Raw genomic sequence first — 22,428 nt, forward strand, 5'->3', positions numbered from 1 at the left:
GTATGGACGGCTTGCTTAACATCTCATATGAAGAATATAGCAGTGTGGAATTAATGATACCCAGTATTCCGGAACAGCATGCTCTGGCAGATTACTTTAGGAGACTCGATAACCTTATCACCCTTCATCAGCGTAAGCAAAAAAACTTAATTGAGGCTTGCCATGGACTTCATGACAAGGTCAATATCCTGATTCTCCAGTTCCTGAATGATGTGAAGATACGTTTTCTGTGTAGTTGTCATACTTGCGTGCCCCAAGCGACGTGCCACACTGGCAATGGATACTCCGGCAAATAACAAAAGCGATGCATGCGTATGCCTCAGACCGTGAACCGAAATAACTGGAATTCCAAGTCTTGTACAGTGCCGAGCAAGAATGCTGTTCACCGTAGAGTTGTATATAGCTTTGTCTTCGCAAACGAAAATTGGTTTATCTGCAGGCAACCCCCGCACAAGCTCAGAAAACTGAATAACTGTCTGCCAGTCAATCTGGATCTTTCTGACCGAAGACTTGTTTTTCGTCGGCAGAAACCCTCCAGAACCCTTGTAATCCCAAGTCTTGTTGATCGTGATTGTCTGATGGGCGAAGTCGAAGTCCGCTGGCGTCATAGCCAGCGCTTCAGAAAACCTCATCCCAGTCTTGGCAACAAGCATAAGGAAATAGTCCCAATTGATGCAATCCTTCAATTCCAGACCGGATAGCAATGTATGCAATTCGAACTGATTCAGATACTTGATCTTCTTCACTGCAGGCGACTTTCCTTTGATGATCGTCTTTCTGGTCGGATCCCTCTCGACAAATCCCTCGTCGACTGCATCCAGAATCGCCCCTTTGATCAAGTGGTGGAAGTCCATTGTGGTCTGCCTCTCATGCGTTTCCGCGTAGGCGTTGATAATCTCCTGATATCGAATTCTATCCAGGTCACAAAGCCTCAGATCCGGCGCAAGCCGGCAAATCCAAGACTGTGCCATCTTGTATTTGTTAAGCGTGATCGGTCTTACTGCTCCCTCCTTGTATACGGTGATCCATTCGGCATAATATTCGCTGAGTAGATTCTCCGAAGATTGTTTCTTTGACATTTCTCTATTCCTCCTTGAACGAAACATGCCTGCGCTGATGAAAGGCTGCCGACAAGCGGCAGCCTAATTATTACACAAACATCTTTTGAAGCAAGGATTTCTTTATTATTTGGAGTGATTCCAACTTACGCTGATGAAGGGTGATTAGGTGGTCGAGATCATCAAAGGTCTCTGCTATCTGCCTTTGCTCATCCAACGAAGATGGAATAATGAAATCTGTATTTGATACAAGATTCCAGTCCGCACGAGGCATTTTGGATCCCGAGGATAGATTTGCGACATCATCAAATGGCTGCGTCTGGATCAAGCGATAAAGGAATTCTCTATCCACTCCAACAGGCCGCAAAACCCACCAGTCACCAACTGCAACGCCTGAAAAATCAGGGTTTAGCCAATTGTGCAAGTATGGCCGAAGTTTCCCATAAAGCACTTGCGTTCCGTCAAAGACAATGCCAGTCTTCTGTGCTTCTTTCAGACGGACATCCTTATTCAGCCGACCTTCCCCGGCGACTACATCTTCATACTCAACGCTTGGATATTCAGCAGATGATAACTGGAAAGCTGACTCTCTCTGTGTAAAGTCAGAGAACTTACGCTGTTCCCAAGCATCAGTATAATACTGTCCCTCCCTCCGCTTCATTACAGGGTATTGTTTGTATATTGTTAAGAGCTGCGCATTTCATTCAACACGCAGCCCTTCTTTCTAGTAAATGACCGAGATAGAGATGTCGGGAGATACTTCAGTGAATGATTTTCCGTCAAAGCATTTGGTCTCAAGTAGCGCGGAAATATCTCTGTCCTGAATACCTTCAGAAATACTGGTGGGTGTTTCGGCAATGCAGGTAGGCGTATCATTGGTTGACCATATTACAAGGTAACAAGCATCTCCGCGGATTTCTGGTTGAAGAGTATAGGGTTTGTCGTTAAGGTAGAATTCAATCTCGTGATTGTTTTTTATGGCATCACGAAGATCGTCCAGTGTTATTCCGGTCATGACTTTACTCCTTGAAGTATGCGGCGGATTATTTCCGCATCGGTCTCGTTGATTGAAGAAAATTGATGTGCAAAAGAAATAGCTAATTCCATGCCGATGGCATTTTCTTCTTGCCATTTTCTACAGCGGATAGAAACGATATGCTAGCACAATAATAAGCGGCAGTCAACCTTTAGGTTGATTAATTTCTTATTTTGTAAAATTTTACGTATGAATAGTGATTGCTTTAGAAATTATTGTACGTGGAAGTGTCATCGAAGTAGTGACAAAAATGTCACTTCATGATATTATAATGTCAGTTTGAGAAATGAGGGGAATAATATGAATCTGGGGAAAGAAACAGAAACTCTTGAGTTCAAGAAAACGACAGGCGAAATGAAGGCAGCAATGATATCAATATCCTCTATCCTGAACAAACATGGGATTGGTACCTTATATTTCGGTGTTAAACCAAATGGGGATGTTGTTGGTCAGGATGTATCTGAATCTTCATTGCGGGACGTTTCCAGGACGATTTATGAGAGTATCAGACCTCAAATATACCCGGCTATCGAAGAAGTTGTAATGAACCAAAGATCTTTGATCAAGGTAGAGTTCAGCGGCGATAATGCCCCATACTCTGCTGCCGGGAAATACTATCTAAGAACGGCGGATGAAGACAGAGAAGTGACACCAGAGGAACTAAGGGAATTCTTTGCCGCTAATAAGTATCGAGAGAAATGGGAGAAGGGACAGTCCGAGGCTCTTTCAACACAGATCGACAGGACTGCCATTAGAACATTTTGGCACAAAGCGGTTTCGGCAGGTAGAATGCCCGCTGGAAGATTTAATTGTCCTATCATACTGAAAAGATTTGGCCTGCTCGCTGGTGATTATCTTACAAACGCAGGGGAGGCTCTATTTGGAAATACCGGACCAGTTTCACTGAAGGTCGGGATCTTCGCCACGGACGAAAAACTGACGATTCTGGACATGAGGCTGTATGAGGACAATATCTACAATCTTCTCGACACAGCCGAAGATTACATTTTGAGGAACATACGATGGAAGGTCGAAATAACGGGAACAGGCAGAGAGGAAATACCCGAGATTCCCGTAGCTGTTATCAGAGAAGTATTGGCAAACAGTTTTGCTCATGCGCTTTATAACGGAAGGACCAATCACGAGATCTGTATCCACCCTGGAATGATCACTGTCTACAGCCCTGGCGAGTATGCAAGCAAGTATCAACCAGAAGAGTATATTAAAGGCAATGTTGAATCAGAAATCAGGAATGCCACCATTTCAAAAATCCTGTACTTGAACAAATCAATCGAGCAGTTTGGCAGTGGGTTTAAGCGAATCAACAGTCTGTGCAAAGATGCTGGAATCAAGTATTCCTATGAGAACAAAGAAAACGGTTTCAAGTTTATTATCTTCCGACCACAGATAAGAAGTGACATTTCGAGTGTCACTTTGGATGTCACTTTGAATGGAACAGAGAAAGCTGTCTATGCTATTCTTAAACAGAAACCTGATTCCTCAAGGGGCGAAATAGCAGAAAGGATTTCCAAGACAGTCAGGACCGTGCAGAGAGCATTGGATTCTCTCAGAGACAAGGGATATATAAGAAGAGTAGGCGCAAAACAAAATGCGACATGGGAGATACTGAAATAGGCAGGGATCATTACCGGAACGGAGAGGACGATACTATGGTGTTTAAGACAGAAGCGGAATTCGAAAGCGCGTTGATCCGGCGGCTTGCCGATGCGGGATGGGTGAACCATGCCACGGGCGAGGCGGAGGTTCTTCAGTATAAGACGGAGAAAGATCTGATCCAGAACTGGGCAGAGATACTGTATGAGAACAACAACAGCATCGACCGTCTGAACGATGCCCCATTGACTGACGGCGAGATGCAGCAGATCCTGGAGCAGATTCGGAACCTGCGCACGCCGGTACGGCTGAACGGATTCATCAACGGCAAGACCGTGTCCATCAAGCGGGATAACCCGGCGGATCAGCTGCATTTCGGTCACGAGATCAGCCTGAAGATCTATGACCGTCAGGAGATCGCTGGGGGGCAAAGCCGTTATCAGATCGCTGAGCAGCCGGTGTTCCCTGCCAAAAGAAAACTGCTGAATGACCGGCGGGGGGATTTCACTCTGCTAATCAACGGAATGCCGGTGATCCACGTAGAGCTAAAGAAGAGCGGCATTCCTGTCAGCCAGGCCTGTTATCAGATCGAGAAATACGCCCATGAGGGCGTGTTTACCGGGCTGTTCTCCCTGGTACAGATCTTTGTGGCCATGACCCCGGAAGAGACCATCTACTTTGCCAACCCCGGGCCGGATGGCAAGTTCAACTCGGACTACTATTTCCACTGGGCAGACTTCAACAACGAGCCGATCAACGACTGGGAACGGGTCGCAGAGGGACTTTTGTCTATCCCCATGGCGCACCAGATGATCGGCTTCTACACGGTGGCAGACGACACCGATGAGACGCTGAAGGTCATGCGTAGCTATCAGTATTACGCGGCCTCGGCCATCTCCCAGGCAGTGGCGAAACGCAAATGGTCAGAGCAGAGACAGCGCGGCGGCTATATCTGGCATACCACGGGTTCCGGCAAGACCATGACCAGTTTCAAGTCAGCACAGCTCATCGCTGGGTCTGGTGACGCAGACAAAGTCGTGTTCCTGATGGATCGCATCGAGCTGGGCACGCAGTCTCTCCAGGAGTACCGTGGATTCGCTGACGACGCTGAATCGGTGCAGGCGACGGAGAACACCGACGTGCTGGTCACAAAGCTGAAGAGTAACGATCCTGCCAACACCTTGATCGTATCCTCCATTCAGAAGATGAGCCGTGTCATGGAGGAAGGCGGCTACAAGGCGAAAGATATTGAGTTAATCAACCGGAAACGGATCGTGTTCATCATCGACGAATGCCATCGAGACACCTTCGGGGAGATGCTGATGAACATCAAGAACACCTTCCCGGGTGCCATGTTCTTCGGATTTACCGGCACGCCAATCCACGATGAAAACAAGAAGAAATTGAGTACCACGACAGACGTCTTCGGAAATGAACTCCACCGGTATTCCATCGCCGACGGCATCCGGGATAAGAACGTCCTTGGATTCGATCCTACCATGGTGATGACCTATAGAGATGTGGAACTGCGGGAGGCGGTGGCGCTAGAGAAGGCTAGGGCGAACAGTCTTACCGAAGTGCTGGAGGATCCTGCCAAGAAGGAGATCTATTATAAATATATGGATCACACTCCCATGGCGGGACATAAGGGTGAGGACGGGAGGTATGTCCGTGGGATCGAAGACTTTGTCCAAGCGGCGCAGTATGACCGTGAGGAACACCGGGAAGCTGTGGTAAAAGATATTCGTCAGAATTGGCAGCGGCTGAGCCGTGGAGGGTTGTTCCACGCGATCTTTGCCACCAGCAGCATCCCCGAGGCGATCGAATACTACCGACTTATCAGAAAGAGGATCCCGCAGCTGAAGGTGACGGCTTTGTTCGATCCGAATATCGACAATAATCCCGGGGGTCTATTCAAAGAGGACGGTCTGGTGGATATCCTGAAGGATTATAACGAGGCTTACTGCGTGCACTATACGCTGCCCACCTATGCGGCCTACAAAAAAGACGTTTCTCTGCGTCTGGCCCACAAAGCCCCCTATGCTGGGCTTGCCAATGATCCGGACAAACAGATCGACCTGCTGATCGTGGTGGATCAGATGCTCACAGGATTTGATTCCAGGTGGGTGAATACTTTGTATCTGGACAAACTCCTGCGTTACGAGGCACTGATCCAGGCGTTCTCCCGCACCAACCGGCTGTTCGATCCGGCGGAGAAACCTTTCGGGATCATACGATATTACCGGAAACCTCACACCATGCACAGGAATATCGAGGATGCGTTCAGCCTGTATTCCGGAGAGCGGCCCTACGGGATCTTTGTCAGCAAGCTAGGAGAGAACCTGAAGAAGATGAACGCCGTCTATGAGGACATTGCCTTCCTGTTCGAGTCGGAGGGGGTAGGAGATTTCGGGAAACTCCCGGACGATGTGGATGCCAGAGGACGGTTTGCCAGTCTGTTCAAGGCGTTCAACACATACCTGGAGTCCGCCGTGATACAGGGGTTCTCATGGAAGGACAGCACCTATTCCGTCGAAGGAGATGACGGGAAGACGGAGAAGATCAAGGTCGTTCCGGACGAGAAGACCTTCCTGACCCTCGCTCAGAGATACAAGGAGCTTTTCCCCGGGGGCGGTGATCCCGCTGGAGGCGGCGGGGATATCCCTTACGACATCGATCCGCATCTCACCGAGATCAATACCGGTGCAATCGACCACAGCTATATGGAGTCCCGGTTTCGGAAATACCTGAAGGAACTTCAGGACGGTGTGGAAGAGACCAGAGCCCTGACCGAACTGCACAAGTCTTTCGCTGTACTGACTCAGGAACAGCAGAAATTTGCGAAGATCTTCCTGACGGATGTGCAGCAGGGGAACATCATGGTTGCCGAGGATAAGACGTTCATGGACTACTGCAACCAGTACCAGGCAGAGGCTCATAACGACCGGATCCATCGGTTTGCAGAAGCCGTCGGCGTGGACGAAGATAGCTTGCGTGATTTCATGAATCTGGGAGTGACAGAGGACAATATCAATGTGTATGGGCGTTTCGACAACCTGAAGGCGACTGTGGACAAATCCACCGCTCAGAATTATTTTGAGCGAGCAGAGGGCAAGCCGGTCAAGCCTTTCCGCGTCCCGGCCAAGGTGGACACGATCCTGCGGAAGTTCATCCTGAGCGGCGGGTTTGATGTGGATTGAATCAGAGGAAGGCCGAAGGAACGTTCACATCCCTGCTACATACACCGCCCCGTTTGTGATATAATGATCATATATATGGAGGTTGCGATGACAAAGGATCAGGTGCTGGCCATTCTGGCCAGGGAGAAGGAGTTTGTGTCCGGGGAGCGGATCAGTGAGCAGATCGGCGTGACCCGGGCGGCGGTAAGCGGTGCAGTGAAGGCGCTGCGGAAGGACGGATATGAGATCACATCGGTGACCAACCGGGGTTACCGGCTGGAGTCCGGACCGGATCATCTGACGGCGGGGAGCATCGGGGCGTTTCTGCCGGAGGCGCGGATGGGATCCGTGCTGGTGATGGAGCAGGTGGACTCCACCAACAAGAAGCTCAGGGAACTGTCCTACGAGGGGGCACCGGATGGACAGGTGGTCATCGCGGATGCACAGACCGGAGGGCGGGGACGCCGGGGACGGTCGTTTTACTCGCCGGAGGGGAAAGGCATCTATATGTCCTACCTTTTGAGGCCGGATACGGCGCCGGCGGAGACGGTTTCGCTCACCGCGTGGACGGCGGTGGCCGTGGCGCGGGCCATGGAGAAGGTGTCGGGCCGCGCCCCTTCCATCAAATGGGTGAATGACCTGCTTCTGAATGGAGGCAAGATATGCGGTATCCTGACGGAACTGTCAGTGGAGAGCGAGACGGGGATGGTGGACAGCATCATCATTGGCATCGGGGTCAACGTCAACCAGGAACAGGAGGAGTTTCCAGAGGAGATCCAGGAGATCGCCACGTCCATGGCGGCAGCGCTGGGGCACCCGGTATCCCGGGCGGCGCTGGGCGCGGCCATGGTGGCGGAACTGGACCGGATGCGGGCGGAATGGCCGGCTGCCCGGGCAGACTATCTGGAGGCCTACAGGCAGCTGGACATCACGGCGGGGAGCGACGTGATGGTGCTGGCGGCCGATGGGGCAAGGTCCGCGAAGGCTTTGTGCATCAACGAGGATTTCTCACTGGAGGTGGAGTACCCGGATGGACGGAAAGAGGCTTTGTCCAGCGGAGAAGTGTCCCTGCGGATCTGCCGCTGATCGGCGATTGACCCAAAAGTGGGTCGAACATCCCTTGGGGGCGAACCAAATATGGGTCAAAACACACAAAGTTCGTAGAGCGCACAGGTGGCGGCAGAGAGAAAAGAACGAGATGATAAAATTTTTTCGTTGGAATTCCAATGCTCGCATAATTTGTTTTAGGGAATACGGAAAGTTGGCACAGTTCATGCTTTATTATATTGTGAAAACAACGAAATTACTTTTTACAATATAAGGAGGATATAGATATGACCGAGATGAACAGAGTATTCGCAAACGTAGCCAACCTGATGAACAGCGCAGATGCTTCCGTAAGACGTGATGTGATCGTGAACACCATGGCTTCTGAGCTGAAGGGCGTGTCCAGAGAGGACATCAAGGCCTATGTCAACGGCCAGCTGGAGTCCAGAGATCGCGCTGTATCCGACTATGACTTTGGCGTAATGATGTAGTCACCGGCACAAAGCCTTGGGACCTGGGTGCGCGGCCCCCGGAAATGACCGCGAAAACCTGTCAGTCAGAGCGCATTCGGCGCCTGAAATAAATGGAATGATGAATCAACAAGGAGGGTATCACAATGGAAAAGAAAGAAATTCTGCAGAAGGCATACGATGAGGCTGGAAACAACATGGCAGTGGCCGCTCTGGGAAGAGAAGAGGCTGTCTACGTCATGAGGCTGATCATGAAGAACATCGCCGAGCATGAGCACGCTCAGATCACCGATGAGGAGATCACTGAGTTCATTCTGCAGCACCTGAAGGAAGAGGACAGAGCGCTGAGCGACTACTTCGTAGACAGCAAGCTGTATCGTTTCTAAGGGGAAGACTCCATACTAACTACGCTAAAGGCCTGGTTCCGGATCCATCATTTCCGGGGCCGGGTTCTTTCTTTTTGCTTGACAGAAAAGTGTTTAGAAAGTAGAGTAAAGGGGAAGATAACTAGAAAGGCGGATTTTGATCATGAATATCGTTTGTTTAGACATGGAAGGCGTTCTGGTACCGGAGATCTGGATCAACTTCGCTGAGGTCAGTGGGATCCCGGAGCTGAAGATCACCACCAGGGAGGAGCCGGACTACGATAAGCTTATGCGCTATCGGCTGAAGATCCTGAAGGAGCACGGTCTGGGTCTGACGGAGATCCAGGAGGTGATCGGCAAGATCGACCCGATCCCGGGCGCGAAGGAGTTTCTGGACGAGCTTCGGACCATTACTCAGGTAATCGTGCTGAGCGATACTTTTGAACAGTTCGCGGCCCCGCTGATGCGGAAACTGAACTGGCCCATGCTGATGTGTAACACCCTGGAGGTGGCGCCGGACGGCGAGATCGTGGACTTCCATATGCGCTGCGATCACTCCAAGCTCACCACGGTGAAGGGACTGCAGGCCATCGGCTACGACACCATTGCCAGCGGAGACAGCCACAACGATCTGGAGATGATCCAGGCCAGCAAGGCAGGCTTCCTATTCAAGAGCACGGAGCAGATCAAGCAAGACTATCCGCAGATCCCGGCGTACGAGGAGTACGACGAGTTGCTGGCAGCCATCAAGGCTGCGCTTTAGAACCGTTATCGTTTGGAATCGCAGGGCTTTGTGCGTGTGACCCGAAAATGGGTCGAGGCAGAGGGCCGGCGTAGAAAGTGAGGAATCGAAATGAAATACGCAGGTACACAGACAGAGAAGAACCTTTGGGAGGCGTTCGCCGGAGAATCCCAGGCGAGAAACAAGTACACCTACTTTGCGTCCAAGGCCAAGAAGGAAGGGTTTGAGCAGATCGCAGCTCTGTTCCAGAAGACAGCAGATAACGAGAAGGAACACGCCAAGCTGTGGTTCAAGGAACTGGAAGGCATCGGTGATACCGCGGCTAACCTGGAAGCTGCTGCAGAGGGTGAGAACTACGAGTGGACAGACATGTACAAGGAATTCGCGGAGACCGCCGAGAAGGAAGGGTTCCCTGAGCTGGCTCAGAAGTTCCGCCTGGTCGGTGAGATCGAGAAGCATCATGAGGAGAGATATCGTGCTCTGCTGCACAACGTAGAGGCGCAGGAGGTCTTCAAGAAGAGCGAGGTCAAGGTCTGGGAGTGCAGAAACTGCGGTCACATCGTGGTTGGCACCGAGGCGCCGGAGGTATGTCCGACATGCGCTCATCCGCAGAGCTACTTTGAGGTGCATTTGGAGAATTATTAATAGAGAGAGTGGTGGGAGTCTGCTGCATCGTTGGCGGGGCTCCCGCCTTTTTTTTGCACAAAGCCCTGGGTCAGGAGCACTTCCGCTGGGCGTAGTTCATCACGACGATGGAGCAGAGGACCAGGGCGATGCCGGTCAGCTTGCCGGTGCCGACGGTCTGTCCGAAGGCGGCGAGCCCGATGAGGGCGGCCACCACCGTCTCCACGGAGGCCAGCACGGGGATGCGGGAGGTCTCTGTGATGCGGCTGATCCCGGCGTAGTAGAAGCAGTATGCTGCGGCTGTGGAGAAGAGGGCGAGTCCGATGACCAGGGCGATGGTGGCAGGTGCAGTGGGCAGCGCCTGGCCCCGGAAAGGGCGCACCAGGAGAAAGAGGAAAAGTGCCCCGAACAAAAGGCCGTAGAAAGCGGCGGTAAGGGGATCTTCCTTGTCTGCGCCAATGCGGGAAAGGATGGGAAGGAGGGCGTAGGTGAACCCAGCCAGGAGCCCCATGACCAGCCCGAATCCGGAGATATGGATTTCCGTGAGGTCGCCGCCGGTGACGGTGAGGATACAGCCGGCGATGTTAAGCAGGATGGCGATGAGCTTGTTTGGGGTCAGCGCCTCCCGGTAGAGCAGGCGGGAGAGCAACGCAACATAGACGGGAGATGTGTACAGAAAAACAGCGCCCGTCGCCATGCCGCATAGCTCGATGGTGTACATGTAACAGATGTTGAAGAAGGCCTGGGAGAACAGGCCGACCAGAATGCAGGAGAAGAGTCCCCTCTTGCTGATCCGAAAGGCGGAAAGGCCCCGCCCCCGCAGTAGGAGCATGGGAGCCAGAAAGAGGGCTGCAAACAGGACCCGAGCCAAAGCGACCAGCTGCGCGCTCATGCCTGACTCAGCCAGCAACGTGGAAAAGAATCCGATGGTGCCCCACAGCGAGCCCGCCGCGAGGACGAGAAGATAGCCTCGGGTCTGTGTGCTGTTTTGCATCAATACCTCCTGGTCTTCACCTTCTTCAGGTGCTTGATCTCCTTGTCGATCTGCTTCTGGGTCAGGTCGTGGACCAGGGCCAGGAGCATTTTTTTCTTGTTTTCGTTCTTATACTTGTGGCAGTGTTTCACCAGGATGGACTGAAGGGCTTCCACCTCCTCCTCTGATTCGGCGCCGGCATCCCACAGGTCCTGGGCGGTGACCTCCAGATCCTCCGCATCCAGCACGTAGCCGTGCTTGATCATGGAGTCCACAAAGCTATAGCTTTCCAGAGGCTTCAGTTCCCGCATCTTGCCCAGCTTCCAGGCGTACTGGGCGTAGTCGTTCATATCGAAGTAAAAGTCCTTGCCGAACCTTCCCACGAACTCCTCCAGGCTCTTCTGATTCCGAAGCCGGATGAACTCCATGTAGAAATAGATCAGATTGCAGATCCAGTCCACCGCCTCTTCGGTGAAGTTGGCGTCCCGGAGCGTCACCTCTGTGGCGTAGGGATCGAAGGAGAACATCAGCATGGCAAGACGGAAGCCCACATCATCCCGCCGGATGTTCAGGGCATCGAAATTGTCGATGATGTTGTAGAAGGTCTTCTTGTCCATGAGCTTGCGGATGGGGAAGCACTTGGGCAGGCAGAAGGCCATGAACCCGGTGCGCTGCAGCGCCTGCAGCGCGGCTGAGGGGGCCGGCTCCTCCAGCACCCGCAGTACCTCGTCCATGCGGTCGGGGGCGCTGATCTGGGGCCAATGCTCCTCCTGGGTCATCCAGTGCTCAAAGTCTTTTTTCTTTACGTCGCCCCGGGCGATGACGTCTGTGATCAGTACGTGCATCATCTCCCCGGGTGTAAGTGTCTGGAAATAGTCTGAATCCTTCAGCGCCTTGCTGAGGGCTTTCTCTGTCATTTCGATCATTGGGTTCCTCCGTTGATTTTCTACCCTGTATTATACCATTTTTCGACAGGAAAGCCAATAGGGGGGCCCATATCACTCCTGCCTGGGGCGAGCGTTAGTACAACGTTAGTATGCGTCTGTTAGAATATTCTAACAGAGATTTCTTTTGTAGGGGGGATTGTATGAAAGAAGATTTCAAGACAGGAAGGGAGACACTTACGATAGTTTTCGGTTTAGCATTATTGCCGTGCTATCTGTATAGCATATTTGGAGGCTCGGCAACTGGCCGGGAGTTCGCCGATGGAATGGTGAAACTTGCGGTAGCAAACTTCTTTGTCAAAGGAATAATCGCATCTGTTGTAAGATTTCGCAGGTTTAAAAAATACAGAGAAGAAAGGAACGATGGAACTGCATCTCTATAGATTGGCTCGCGTATGGAGTCTTTGAAATCACCGCGAATTGATCTCGGTGTATAACGAGGGAGTTGTCTCAGAATAGAGGAAGTTCTTTTCCTTCATCTTTTTCCTTGGAAAACTGCAATTCTCAAATTGTGAAGGAAGCGTCGAAAAAATTCCTTGAACCAGATCATCTCGGGGAATCCGAAGGAATCCGCCTGAAGGAAAATACCAGATCCTGTCATTTCCCTTCCTTAGAAAAGCAGATCCGTAGGTAATCCCAAGGAAGTTTTTTAAGGCATTCCTTCAGAACGAGCCAATCCTTGATTATTAAGGAATTCGAACGGTGGAATCCAACTCCAGTCGGGACGTCACTGCTGGCTGCCCTGTGTTTGTCTGGATGCAGCAGCAGTTCTGTCTCCAAAGATAGTGACATAAAGAAATACGAATGCACCAGAGTTGTTTTGCCGGAAGGCATAGATCGCATTGAGGACATGCTGTTTGCTGGCGACACAATCTTTGTTGCTGCAGTCACCGCCGGGAAGAAGAACTCCAAAGCGGTGAGACTCTACCGGGGAAAAGCACCTGGAGTGGACTGGGAGCAGGTGTTCGAGAAAAAGTATCCAGACAGACAAGAGAGCAAGGGGGGAGGACAAAGGCTCTGGGCGCGGAGCAGATAGGAGCGGTCGCCCTTGACTGTGACCAGACAATGAAGGAGGGCATGAACGTAAGGCTTTCCAACGAAGAGTGAGGATGTGAAACCGGGCGGCCCAGGGTGTGTGTCGGGCCGCCCGGCCTGCATTACTGGCGGAGCCTACTTGTATTCTGCGTCACAGTAGATGCAACGGTAGGACTTGCGGGCTTTGTCGGAGAGCTTGAACCGATGGGGGATCTCCTGTTCGATGGAAGTGATGCACCTTGGGTTCTTGCACTTGATGACGTTGGTCAGCTCCTCGGGGAGATCCAGGTGGACCTTCTCCTGCAGCTCGCCGTTCTTAACGATGTTTACGGTGATGTTGTCATCGACATACCCCAGGATCTGGTAGTCGATGTTGAAGTCGCCGTCGACCTTGATGATATCCTTCTTGCCATACTTCTCACTGTCGGCGTTCTGGATGATGGCCACGCAGCACTTCAGCTTGTCCAGACGCATCAAATCGTAGATAACGTTGCTCTTGCCGGCCTGGATGTGGTCCAGAACGACGCCGTTGTTTACACCATCAATATTCATATCTTATTTCCTCCCTTTGTTACAAAGCAATGTTATTTCAGTCCCAGCAGGAACAGGATCAGAGCCATGCGGATGTACTTTCCGCAGAGTGCCTGGTAGAAGTAGCAGGCGCGCGGATCGTCGTCCACTTCCACGGAGATCTCGTTGACGCGTGGCAGCGGATGCAGGATGATCAGGTCCTTCTTGGCTGGTTCCAGAAGATCCAGGTTCAGGATGAAGCTGTCCTTCAGGCGGATATAGTCCTCCTCGTTGAAGAAACGCTCTTTCTGTACACGGGTCATGTAGAGGATATCCAGTTCCGGCATGGCCTCCTCCAGGCTCTCGTATTCCACCCACTCGGCGCCGGCTTTGTCCATGTTCTCCTTGACGTAATCGGGGACGCGCAGCTCTTCCGGGGCGATGAGGACGAACTTGATGTTCTCATAGCGGAGCAGGGCTTCGATGAGGGAATGGACGGTCCGGCCGAACTTCAGGTCGCCGCAGAGACCGATGGTGAAGTTGCCGAATCCACCCTTCTTGCGGGCGATGGTCAACAGGTCGGTCAGTGTCTGGGTGGGGTGGAAGTGTCCGCCGTCGCCGGCATTGATGATGGGGACGGTGGTCTTGGTGGCCGCGATCACCGGAGCTCCCTCCTTGGGGTGGCGCATGGCGATGATGTCCGCGTAGCAGCCGGCCATGATGACGGTGTCGCTGACACTCTCGCCCTTCTTGGTGGAGCTGGAGTTGGCGTCGTCGAATCCCAGCACGTTGCCGCCCAGCTCCATCATGGCAGCGGTGAAGCTCAGACGGGTTCTGGTGGAAGGCTCAAAGAACAGGGTGGCCAGTTTCTTGTGGGCGCAGATGTCCTGGTACTTCTCCGGGTTGTCGATGATGTCGTTGGCGACCTCCACCAGGTGGTCGATCTCCTCGACGGTAAAATCTGTGATGTTGATCAGGTTGCGGATCTCGCTCATGTTATTCCTCCTTCATCCATCCCTCGTCCGATGGATCGTTTCTGAAACGCAATATCTTCTCTTTATCCTCAGGTGCGATGTAGCCGGTGTCAGCGGCCACCTCCACCAAAGTGTCCAGGTCACAAAGGCTGTGGTTCACGGTTTTGTGCTCCGCCAACCGATCTAATCCCTTCTGCATACCGTAGGTGAAAATGCTGGCGATGCCCAGCACCTCGGCTCCAGCTTCCCGCAGCGCTTCCACGGTGTCGCAGCAGGAACCCGCGGTGGAGATCAGGTCTTCGATGACCACCACCTTCTGGCCCGGCGCAAGCCGTCCTTCGATCTGGTTGGTGCGACCGTGGTCTTTCTTGCTGCCGCGCACATAGCCCATGGGAAGTCCCATCAGGTGTCCCACGATGGCGGCGTGGGCGATGCCGGCGGTGCTGGTGCCCATCAGGACTTCGCATTCCGGATAGTATTCTCTGACCACAGCGGCCAGGCCCTCCTCCACCTTGATGCGGACCTCCGGCGCCGTCAGCGTCAGTCTGTTGTCGCAATAGATGGGGCTTTTGATGCCGCTGGCCCAGGTGAAGGGGTCCTGCGGGCGCAGGAACACCGCCTCGATGGACAGCAGGCCCTTGGCGATCTCTTGTTTCATGCTTTCCTCCTTTAGTCTACGAACTCTCTCACGCAGCGCGCGTAAGCGGCTACGGGATCTTCTGCCTGTGTGATCGGTCGCCCGACAACGATGTAGTCGGAGCCGATCGCTTTTGCCTTCTCTGGCGTGGTGATCCTGGTCTGGTCGTCGGCGGCGGCGCCGGCGAACCGGACGCCAGGTGTGACAGTCACAAAGCCTTCGCCGCAGGCCTCATGGATCATGCCTGCTTCCAGCGGGGAACATACCACGCCGTCCAGACCGGCTTCCCGTGTGTTTCTGGCGTAGGCGGTGATCACCTCGTTGATCGGGTGGTTGATTAGCAGATCCTTCTCCAGTTGATCCTGTCCGGTGGAGGTGAGCTGTGTGACGGCGATGAGGAGGGGGCTGGTCCCGTCCTCCCGGGTGAGTCCCCGTCGGGCTGCCTTCATCATCTCGATGGTCCCTGCCGCATGGACGTTGGTCATGTCTACATTCAGCCTGGCCAGACTGCGCATGGCCTTCTCTACCGTGTTGGGGATGTCGTGGAGCTTCAGGTCCAGAAAGATCTGATGGCCTCTGGCCTTGATCTCTCTTACGATCTGCGGGCCCTCTGCGTAGAAGAGTTCCATCCCGATCTTAACAAAGGGTTTCCGATCCTGGAATCTGTCCAGGAACGCCAGCGTCTCCTCCCGTCCGGGGAAGTCACAGGCGATGATGACGTCTTTGCCCATTTCTGTTTCCTCCTGTTTTTCAATGTATGCTCAGTGCCTTATGCGAATAGTCGCTAATATTTGCGATTATTCCAAAGGGCTTTCGGCGCAAGTGTATGCTCAGCGCCTTATGCGATTAATCGCAAATATTAGCGATTAATCCATACGGTTTTCGGTGCTATAGTTGCGCGATGCGACTTGTTGATGCTGCGACGGCGTATCCCTTGCCCGGTGCTGTTCGTCTGCGCGGCGCTGTGCGGTGGTTGCACGGTGCTGTTCGTCTGCGCGGCGCTGTGCGGCTGACCGGCGCTGCTACTCGACCGTTCCGATGATGTCTGCGAGCCGCTGGATCCCCAGAGATTCGCAGACGGCGGGGAGTTCCTCGATGATGGTCTTGCAGGCGTAGGGATCTACCAGGTTGGCGGCGCCCACCTGCACTGCCGTGGCACCGGCCATCATCATTTCGATTACGTCCTCGGCGGAGCTGATGCCGCCCATGCCGATCACTGGGATGTCCACCGCGTGAGACACCTGGTAGACCATCCGGACCGCTACCGGGAAGATGGCGGGGCCGGAGAAGCCTCCCATTTTGTTGGCAAGCACCGGTTGCCGGCGGCGGATGTCGATCCGCATTCCCAACAGAGTGTTGATTAGTGACAGGCCGTCTGCACCGCCCTCTTCACAGGCGCGGGCGATGGCTACGATGTCGGTGACGTTGGGGGACAGCTTCATGTAGACCGGCTTGGTGGTGACGGCCTTGACCGCCTCGGTCACCTCTCTGGCCGCCTCCGGCTGTACGCCGAAAGCCATGCCGCCATTGTGTACGTTGGGACAGCTGATGTTGACTTCCAGGATTCCCACGTTCGGGGCTTTGTCCATGGCGCGGGCGCAGGTGACGTATTCCTCGATGGAGAAGCCGCTGATGTTGGCGATCACCGGCTTGTGGTAGAGCTTCGCAAGCTCTGGGAGCTCGTGCTCCAGCACGGTATCCAGACCCGGGTTCTGCAGGCCGACAGAGTTCAGCATGCCCCGGGAACACTCTGCGATCCGAGGAAGCTCATTGCCGTAGCGCTCCTCTGCGGTGGTTCCCTTGAAGGAGATCGAACCCAGGATGTCCAGATCATATAGTTCCGCGAACTCCTTGCCGTAGCCAAAGGTGCCGCTGGCGGGGATCACCGGGTTGTCCAGGGTGATGCCGCTCAGGTCAACTTTCAGATCTACCATAGGATCTCACCTCCCTCCAGTACAGGACCGTCCTTGCAGATCCGCTTGTTTCCGTATTTTGTCCGGCAGCTGCAGCCCATGCAGGCGCCAAACCCGCAGGCCATCCGTGCCTCAAAACTGAACTGTCCATGGGAGCATGCGTTCCAGACGGCGCGGAGCATGGGCTCCGGTCCGCAGGCGCATACGTAGCCGGCCTCGGTCCTGGCGAGCGCATCGGTCACAAAACCTTTCTCACCGGCGCTCCCGTCGTCGGTCATGAGGACCGGGTCGATGCCCAGCGCACGGAATTCCTCCTGCAGGATCACGTCTTCCGCCGTAGCGAAGCCGGTGATGACGGTGGGGGTGACCCCCTGGCGGACCAGTGTCTTGGCAAGCCCGTAGATGGGCGGGGTCCCGATGCCGCCGCCCAGCAGTGTGGGAGTGCCGGCGGCGCAGGCTTTGTCCACATCGAACCCGTTGCCCAGGCCGGTGAGCACATCCAGCGATGTGCCGACGGAAAGCCGGGACAGGGCGGACGTGCCGCTTCCGACTACCTTATATATAATGGTCATGCTACACTCGTCCCAATCTGCGATGGAGATGGGACGGCGCAGGTAGTGATCCGGGATCTTCAGGTTGATGAACTGACCTGGGGCGGTGATGGGAGAGGTGTCTCCCCGGAGTACCGTCTGGTAGATGCCCTGGTTCAGCTTCCGTGTAGAAGCGATGGTCATGGTCTGTTGTTTCATAGGGATGCCTCCTCGTAGACGATCTCGCCGCCGCAGATGGTCATCAGGATCTTGCCGGTGACCTCTCTGCCGTCAAAGGGCGTGGCATGGCCCATGCTCCGGAAGGAGGCGGCGTCGATGGTGTAGCGTGTCGCCGGATCGATCACGGCAATGTCCGCGGGAGCACCATCTTCCAGAATGCCGCCGGGCAGGCCGAAACGTTTGCGGGGATTGATGGCCATCACCTGGAGCAGCTTCTCCATGGGCATGATCTTGTAGCGCACCAGGGAGGAGAAGAGCACCGGGAAGGCGCACTCCAGGCCTACGATGCCGAAGGCACTGTGAAGGATCCCCTTGGATTTCTCCTCTGCGCTGTGGGGTGCGTGGTCGGTAGCCACTATATCAACGGTTCCGTCCAGCAGCCCCTGCAGTAGGGCTTCCTGGTCGCGAATATCTCGGATGGGCGGGTTCATCTTGAACCGTCCCTCGTCCTGGAGTTTGCTGTCGTTCAGCACCAGATAGTGAGGGCCGGTCTCGCAGGTGACATCCACTCCGGACTTCTTGCCCTGGCGGATGATCTCGACAGATTCTTTGGTGGAGACGTGGCAGACGTGGTAGGCGCAGCCGGTCTTGGCGGCTAGCTCCACATCCCGCTCCACCTGGCGCCATTCGCTCTCGGAGCTGATGCCTTTGTGCCCGATGGAGGCGGCGTAGCGGCCGTCGTGGATGGAGGTGCCGCCCAGCAGCGACTCGTCCTCACAGTGTGCCACGATGATCTTGCCCAGGTCCTTTGCACGGAGCATGGCTTCCTCCATGAGGGCGCGGTCCTGCACACCCTTGCCGTCGTCGGTGAAGGCGCAAACATAGGGGGCCAGGGCTTCCATGTCGGAGAGGTGGCTGCGGCCGTCCTGCTTCTGGGTGATGGTGCCGTAGGGGATCACGTGGATGCAGGCGTCCCGGTCGATGATGTCCTGCTGGACTTTGAGTCCTTCCAGGGTGGAGGGGACAGGATCCAGGTTGGGCATGGTGAGGACGCAGGTGTAGCCCCCTGCGGCGGCGGCCTGGCTGCCGGTCAGGATCGTCTCTTTATAAGAAAAACCCGGCTCGCGGAAGTGTACATGCACATCCGTCAAACCGGGAATAATATACTTGTTGTTAAGGTCGATGATCCTCTCTGCATCCGCCGTGGGCGCCTTGCCAGGTTCAAAAACAAAAAGTTTACCGCCCGACACCAGGAGGTCTCTCTCCGTGGCGCCTTTCTCGGTAAACAGGTTGCCGTTCCGTAACAATATAGTCATGCAGATTTCCTTTCTGACTCTTCGAATTCTTAATCTTTAAATTTATATCACAAGACCGGGCGGGTGTCAATACCTTGTCGGAAAATCAATGTACTGATTTTCATACAAAATCCCTTGAATAGTTCATAGAAATATTGTATACTGTGTAACGTATGGGCTATAATAAGTATATGAAAGAAGCTTTGAGAGAAGCGGAGATAGCGGGAAGTCTGGGAGAGGTCCCCATCGGTGCCGTCATTGTCAGAGATGGCGAGATCATCGCCAGGGGGCACAACCTGACGGAGACCACCCATGATCCCACCGCGCACGCAGAGATGATCGCCATCCGGCAGGCAGCGCAGAAGCTGGGAGGCTGGCGCCTTCCGGGCTGTGAGATGTACGTGACCTGCGAACCGTGCACCATGTGCGCCGGTGCGCTGGTGTGGAGCCGCATGGAGAAGCTCCACATCGCCACCATGGATCCCAAGGCGGGGGCCTGCGGGTCGGTGTACGACGTGGTGCGTGACAGGCGGCTGAACCACTGCGTGGAGGTGGAGACCGGCATGATGGCGGAGGAAGCCAGTACCCTTCTCAAGAGCTTTTTTTCGGAACTGAGAGCCAAGAGAAAGAATAATCGGAGGACAAGATAATGAAGAGAACTGGTGCAATTGCGTGCCTGACGATGATGATCGTGATGATGATGACAGTCTGCAGTTTCGGCGCGGACTCCTTCCACATCACCCGGACCTATCCGGCGAACGGCGAGGAGAACACCACCAAGGACAATATGTGTGTGAAGATCTACTTCAACTCGGAAGTGGGCAACAAGGCATCCAAAGCTGCCAACAAGAACGCCTTCTCCATCACCAACAAGAAGGGTAAGGAGTTCCCCTCGAGGATTTACTATAATAAGAATAATCCCCAGTACGCTCTGGTGGTCATCGATACCAACAAGGTAAAGAGCAGCGGCAAGAACGCCATCAAGGACGATACAGAATACATCTGCACTCTGTCTGAGAACTTCATAGACAACAAAGGCAACAAGCTTGGCGATGATCCCAAGAGGGTCATCTCCTTCCGCACCATGAATCAGGGACGTAACACGCTGATCTACATGGTCATGATGTTCCTGATGTTCGGAGGGATGATGCTCTTCACCGTGCGACAGACGGCCAAGCAGAAGATGGAAGAAGAGCTCGGCAAGGGCAAGGACGCCAAGGAAGAACCATTCAATCCGTATAAGGAGGCCAAGAGGACCGGCAAGTCCGTGGAAGAGGTCCTGGCCAAGCACGAGAAGGAAGTGGCCAAGAAGGAAGCCGCCAGGAAAGCCAAGGCCAAGCGGGAGAAGGAACTGGACGAGTACTACGAGGAGAACGATAACTACCGGGTCTCCAAGCCGCTGCGCATCGCAGATGCCGGTGCCACCTATCGGACCGGCCGTGCCAAACTGGCAGAGGAACGAAGAGCGGAAGAGGCGCGTCTGAAGGCAGAGCGGAAGGCCACCAACTATGGAAAGAACCCCAAGGGCAAGAAGAAATAGACCATGAACGAGATCACAGTACTGTCTTATGCCAAGATCAACCTTTCCATTGATGTAGGTGGGATCGATGAGAATGGATACCACGCGGTGGATATGATCATGCAGCAGGTGGACTTCAGCGACTACGTGAAGGTAGGCTTTGTGCCGGCCGGCGGCAGCAGACGCGGGGGAAATCCGGACGCGTCGCCGCAGGTGAAGAGTGCCCGAGGCAAGATCGAGATCTCACTGCGCACCAATCGCTACTACCTGCCGGTGGATGAGCGTAACCTGGCGCACAAAGCCGCCCGGATCATGATCGACCGTTACGGAAGCACGCAGCAGAGTGGAAGGCTGGAGATCAACATCAAGAAAAGGATCCCGGTGGCAGCGGGGCTGGCCGGCGGCTCTGGCAACGGAGCAGCGGTGGTCCATGCGCTGAACCTGTTGTGGGGACTGAAACTGTCGCTGGCAGAGATCATGGAGATCTGCAGCGAGCTGGGATCGGATGTGCCCTTCAGCGCGGTGGGACAGGCGCGGGCCAACCGCAACTTCCCGGCATACCTGCGGAGGGATCCCATGGCGGCCGCCTGTGTGAGAGCGACGGGGCGCGGCACAGTGCTAGAACCGGTGCGTCCTCTGGACGCCTGGCTGGTCATCGCCAAACCCAGACTCAGTGTCTCCACTCCGGAGGTGTATCGAGGAATCGATGACTGTGTCATCACCCGCCGGCCGGACAACGACCGGTTGCAGGCGAGGCTACAGGAGGGCACGTGCGGGGAAGAGATCTATGAGGATTTTGTGAACGTGCTGGAAGCGTATACACTGGACGCCTATCCCCAGGTGGCGAAGCTGAAGGCCCTGATGGAGAGCATGGGTCCGAGCAAGGTGCTGATGAGCGGCAGCGGACCGACGGTGTTTGCGGTGTGTGAGAGCAGAAAGGAAGCGCGGAGGCTTTGTGACCGGCTCCGAGAAGAAAGTTACGAGGCATATTGGATGCGCACTTCCAGATAGAGGAATCTGATCATGATAAATTTTGATGTACAAAACCATAAGCCGCTACGGGAGATCGTGTACGATCAACTGAAGCAGCAGATCCTGACGGGTCAGATCAACCCGGGGACCAGGATGATGGAAGTGGATCTGGCGAAGGATATGGGTGTCAGCAGGACGCCCATCCGGGAGGCCATCCGGAAACTGGAGAAGGAAGGGCTGGTGATCATCGAGCCGCGCCGGGGTGCCTACGTCTCAGACATTTCTGTGAAGGATATGGTGGATACCCTGGTGGTCCGGGAGGATCTGGAGGGGCTGGCCGGGTTGCTGGCAGCGGAGACCATCACCCGGGAGGAACTGGAAGAGCTGGAGGAAATCACCACCAGCTACAGCGATGCCATTGCCGCAGGGAACATGGAGAACATCATTCACTACGACGAGTTGTTTCACCGCCGCATCGTGGAGATGACAGGGAATCACACCCTGATTCAGCTGTTCGGTTCTGTGCAGGAGCAGGCGCTGCGGTTCCGGTATCTGTATTACGATGACTTCACCAGGTACGAGAACATGCCGGTGGAGCATCGCAACATCGTGGAGGCCATCCGCAGCGGGGACGGCGAGTCCGCCCGCAGGGTCTCTGACAACCATGTGAAGAAACTCAAGGAATTCGTGGTGGCGGAGGGTGTCGCCGCATTTAAAGAACATAATTAGCACGACGGAATAAGAGAGGCTGGCTGCATGGATCGCCGAACGCAGCAGCTTCTTTTTTTATCCATAATAACGGCATAACCAG

Annotated in this window: 25 protein-coding genes; 13 read left to right on the forward strand and 12 right to left on the reverse strand. The window is 54.3% G+C overall.

Annotated elements, in window-relative coordinates:
• Positions 1-146: 146 nt before the first annotated feature.
• From P156_RS0109085 to P156_RS0109095, 3 genes are all read right to left on the reverse strand, one after another.
• Positions 147-1,079, reverse strand: a complete 933-nt coding sequence (locus P156_RS0109085; RefSeq protein WP_027869833.1) for a site-specific integrase — start codon at positions 1,077-1,079, stop codon at positions 147-149.
• Between the two features lie 70 nt (positions 1,080-1,149).
• A complete protein-coding gene (locus P156_RS0109090; protein ID WP_034802484.1) occupies positions 1,150-1,719 on the reverse strand; it encodes a restriction endonuclease subunit S in 570 nt (189 codons plus the stop codon).
• A 63-nt stretch (positions 1,720-1,782) separates the two neighbouring features.
• On the reverse strand, positions 1,783-2,073 hold the full coding sequence (locus P156_RS0109095) for a hypothetical protein (RefSeq protein WP_027869835.1): 291 nt from the start codon (positions 2,071-2,073) through the stop codon (positions 1,783-1,785).
• A gap of 321 nt (positions 2,074-2,394) precedes the next feature.
• Between P156_RS0109095 and P156_RS12305 the strand changes: the two genes are divergently transcribed.
• From P156_RS12305 to rbr, 7 genes are all read left to right on the forward strand, one after another.
• On the forward strand, positions 2,395-3,729 hold the full coding sequence (locus P156_RS12305; protein WP_051600881.1) for an RNA-binding domain-containing protein: 1,335 nt from the start codon (positions 2,395-2,397) through the stop codon (positions 3,727-3,729).
• Positions 3,711-6,908 carry a type I restriction endonuclease subunit R gene (locus tag P156_RS0109105; RefSeq protein ID WP_242838714.1) on the forward strand — a complete coding sequence of 1,066 codons (3,198 nt, stop codon included), beginning with the start codon at positions 3,711-3,713 and terminating at the stop codon, positions 6,906-6,908. The genes P156_RS12305 and P156_RS0109105 overlap by 19 nt, the downstream gene beginning before the upstream one ends.
• 87 nt (positions 6,909-6,995) lie before the next feature.
• On the forward strand, positions 6,996-7,973 hold the full coding sequence (locus P156_RS0109110) for a biotin--[acetyl-CoA-carboxylase] ligase (protein ID WP_027869837.1): 978 nt from the start codon (positions 6,996-6,998) through the stop codon (positions 7,971-7,973).
• 248 nt (positions 7,974-8,221) lie between these two features.
• On the forward strand, positions 8,222-8,425 hold the full coding sequence (locus P156_RS0109115; RefSeq protein ID WP_027869838.1) for a hypothetical protein: 204 nt from the start codon (positions 8,222-8,224) through the stop codon (positions 8,423-8,425).
• A 125-nt stretch (positions 8,426-8,550) separates the two neighbouring features.
• Positions 8,551-8,790 (forward strand): hypothetical protein, encoded by a 240-nt coding sequence (locus tag P156_RS0109120; RefSeq protein ID WP_027869839.1) that lies wholly within the window; start codon positions 8,551-8,553, stop codon positions 8,788-8,790.
• A gap of 142 nt (positions 8,791-8,932) precedes the next feature.
• Positions 8,933-9,532, forward strand: a complete 600-nt coding sequence (gene thrH, locus P156_RS0109125; protein WP_027869840.1) for a bifunctional phosphoserine phosphatase/homoserine phosphotransferase ThrH — start codon at positions 8,933-8,935, stop codon at positions 9,530-9,532.
• A gap of 90 nt (positions 9,533-9,622) precedes the next feature.
• On the forward strand, positions 9,623-10,156 hold the full coding sequence (rbr, locus tag P156_RS0109130) for a rubrerythrin (protein WP_027869841.1): 534 nt from the start codon (positions 9,623-9,625) through the stop codon (positions 10,154-10,156).
• A gap of 70 nt (positions 10,157-10,226) precedes the next feature.
• On the opposite strand, the gene P156_RS12310 is transcribed toward rbr, so the two are convergent.
• Positions 10,227-11,129 carry a DMT family transporter gene (locus tag P156_RS12310; RefSeq protein WP_051600882.1) on the reverse strand — a complete coding sequence of 301 codons (903 nt, stop codon included), beginning with the start codon at positions 11,127-11,129 and terminating at the stop codon, positions 10,227-10,229.
• Positions 11,129-12,034: a hypothetical protein gene (locus P156_RS0109140; RefSeq protein ID WP_027869842.1), complete on the reverse strand. Its 906-nt coding sequence runs from the start codon at positions 12,032-12,034 to the stop codon at positions 11,129-11,131. Before P156_RS0109140 ends, P156_RS12310 begins: the two co-directional genes overlap by 1 nt.
• Positions 12,035-12,195: 161 nt before the next feature.
• On the opposite strand from P156_RS0109140, the gene P156_RS0109145 reads away from it, so the two are divergent.
• Entirely contained in the window at positions 12,196-12,435 is a 240-nt protein-coding gene (locus P156_RS0109145; protein ID WP_027869843.1) for a hypothetical protein, read from the forward strand.
• A gap of 296 nt (positions 12,436-12,731) precedes the next feature.
• Positions 12,732-13,088: a hypothetical protein gene (locus P156_RS0109155; RefSeq protein ID WP_027869844.1), complete on the forward strand. Its 357-nt coding sequence runs from the start codon at positions 12,732-12,734 to the stop codon at positions 13,086-13,088.
• A gap of 134 nt (positions 13,089-13,222) precedes the next feature.
• Here the strand turns inward: P156_RS0109155 and P156_RS0109160 are convergent, their stop codons facing one another.
• From P156_RS0109160 to P156_RS0109190, 7 genes are all read right to left on the reverse strand, one after another.
• Positions 13,223-13,639 (reverse strand): aspartate carbamoyltransferase regulatory subunit, encoded by a 417-nt coding sequence (locus tag P156_RS0109160; protein WP_027869845.1) that lies wholly within the window; start codon positions 13,637-13,639, stop codon positions 13,223-13,225.
• 32 nt (positions 13,640-13,671) lie between these two features.
• Positions 13,672-14,592, reverse strand: a complete 921-nt coding sequence (pyrB, locus tag P156_RS0109165) for an aspartate carbamoyltransferase (RefSeq protein WP_027869846.1) — start codon at positions 14,590-14,592, stop codon at positions 13,672-13,674.
• Between the two features lies 1 nt (position 14,593).
• Positions 14,594-15,229, reverse strand: coding sequence for an orotate phosphoribosyltransferase (gene pyrE / locus P156_RS0109170; protein ID WP_027869847.1), 636 nt, complete (start codon positions 15,227-15,229; stop codon positions 14,594-14,596).
• Between the two features lie 11 nt (positions 15,230-15,240).
• Entirely contained in the window at positions 15,241-15,939 is a 699-nt protein-coding gene (gene pyrF, locus P156_RS0109175) for an orotidine-5'-phosphate decarboxylase (protein WP_027869848.1), read from the reverse strand.
• Positions 15,940-16,230: 291 nt separating this feature from the next.
• Complete coding sequence (locus P156_RS0109180) at positions 16,231-17,142, reverse strand: dihydroorotate dehydrogenase (RefSeq protein WP_027869849.1); 912 nt, start codon at positions 17,140-17,142, stop codon at positions 16,231-16,233.
• Positions 17,136-17,870, reverse strand: a complete 735-nt coding sequence (locus P156_RS0109185) for a dihydroorotate dehydrogenase electron transfer subunit (protein WP_051600883.1) — start codon at positions 17,868-17,870, stop codon at positions 17,136-17,138. The genes P156_RS0109180 and P156_RS0109185 overlap by 7 nt, the downstream gene beginning before the upstream one ends.
• Positions 17,867-19,147, reverse strand: a complete 1,281-nt coding sequence (locus P156_RS0109190) for a dihydroorotase (protein WP_027869851.1) — start codon at positions 19,145-19,147, stop codon at positions 17,867-17,869. The genes P156_RS0109185 and P156_RS0109190 overlap by 4 nt, the downstream gene beginning before the upstream one ends.
• Before the next feature lie 152 nt (positions 19,148-19,299).
• Between P156_RS0109190 and tadA the strand changes: the two genes are divergently transcribed.
• Genes tadA through P156_RS0109210 form a run of 4 tightly spaced genes read left to right on the forward strand, consistent with a single transcriptional unit; the run spans position 19,300 to position 22,346 of the window.
• Positions 19,300-19,776 (forward strand): tRNA adenosine(34) deaminase TadA, encoded by a 477-nt coding sequence (gene tadA, locus P156_RS0109195; RefSeq protein WP_027869852.1) that lies wholly within the window; start codon positions 19,300-19,302, stop codon positions 19,774-19,776.
• On the forward strand, positions 19,776-20,666 hold the full coding sequence (locus P156_RS0109200) for an Ig-like domain-containing protein (protein WP_027869853.1): 891 nt from the start codon (positions 19,776-19,778) through the stop codon (positions 20,664-20,666). Before tadA ends, P156_RS0109200 begins: the two co-directional genes overlap by 1 nt.
• A 3-nt stretch (positions 20,667-20,669) precedes the next feature.
• The gene (locus P156_RS0109205; protein WP_027869854.1) at positions 20,670-21,656 is read left to right on the forward strand and encodes a 4-(cytidine 5'-diphospho)-2-C-methyl-D-erythritol kinase; all 987 of its coding nucleotides are present in this window, start codon (positions 20,670-20,672) and stop codon (positions 21,654-21,656) included.
• A 12-nt stretch (positions 21,657-21,668) separates the two neighbouring features.
• A complete protein-coding gene (locus tag P156_RS0109210; RefSeq protein ID WP_027869855.1) occupies positions 21,669-22,346 on the forward strand; it encodes a GntR family transcriptional regulator in 678 nt (225 codons plus the stop codon).
• The last annotated feature ends 82 nt before the right edge of the window (positions 22,347-22,428 follow it).

The sequence above is a fragment of the Eubacterium sp. AB3007 genome (assembly GCF_000688015.1).
In the GTDB taxonomy this organism is placed as follows: domain Bacteria; phylum Bacillota; class Clostridia; order Peptostreptococcales; family Anaerovoracaceae; genus Aminicella.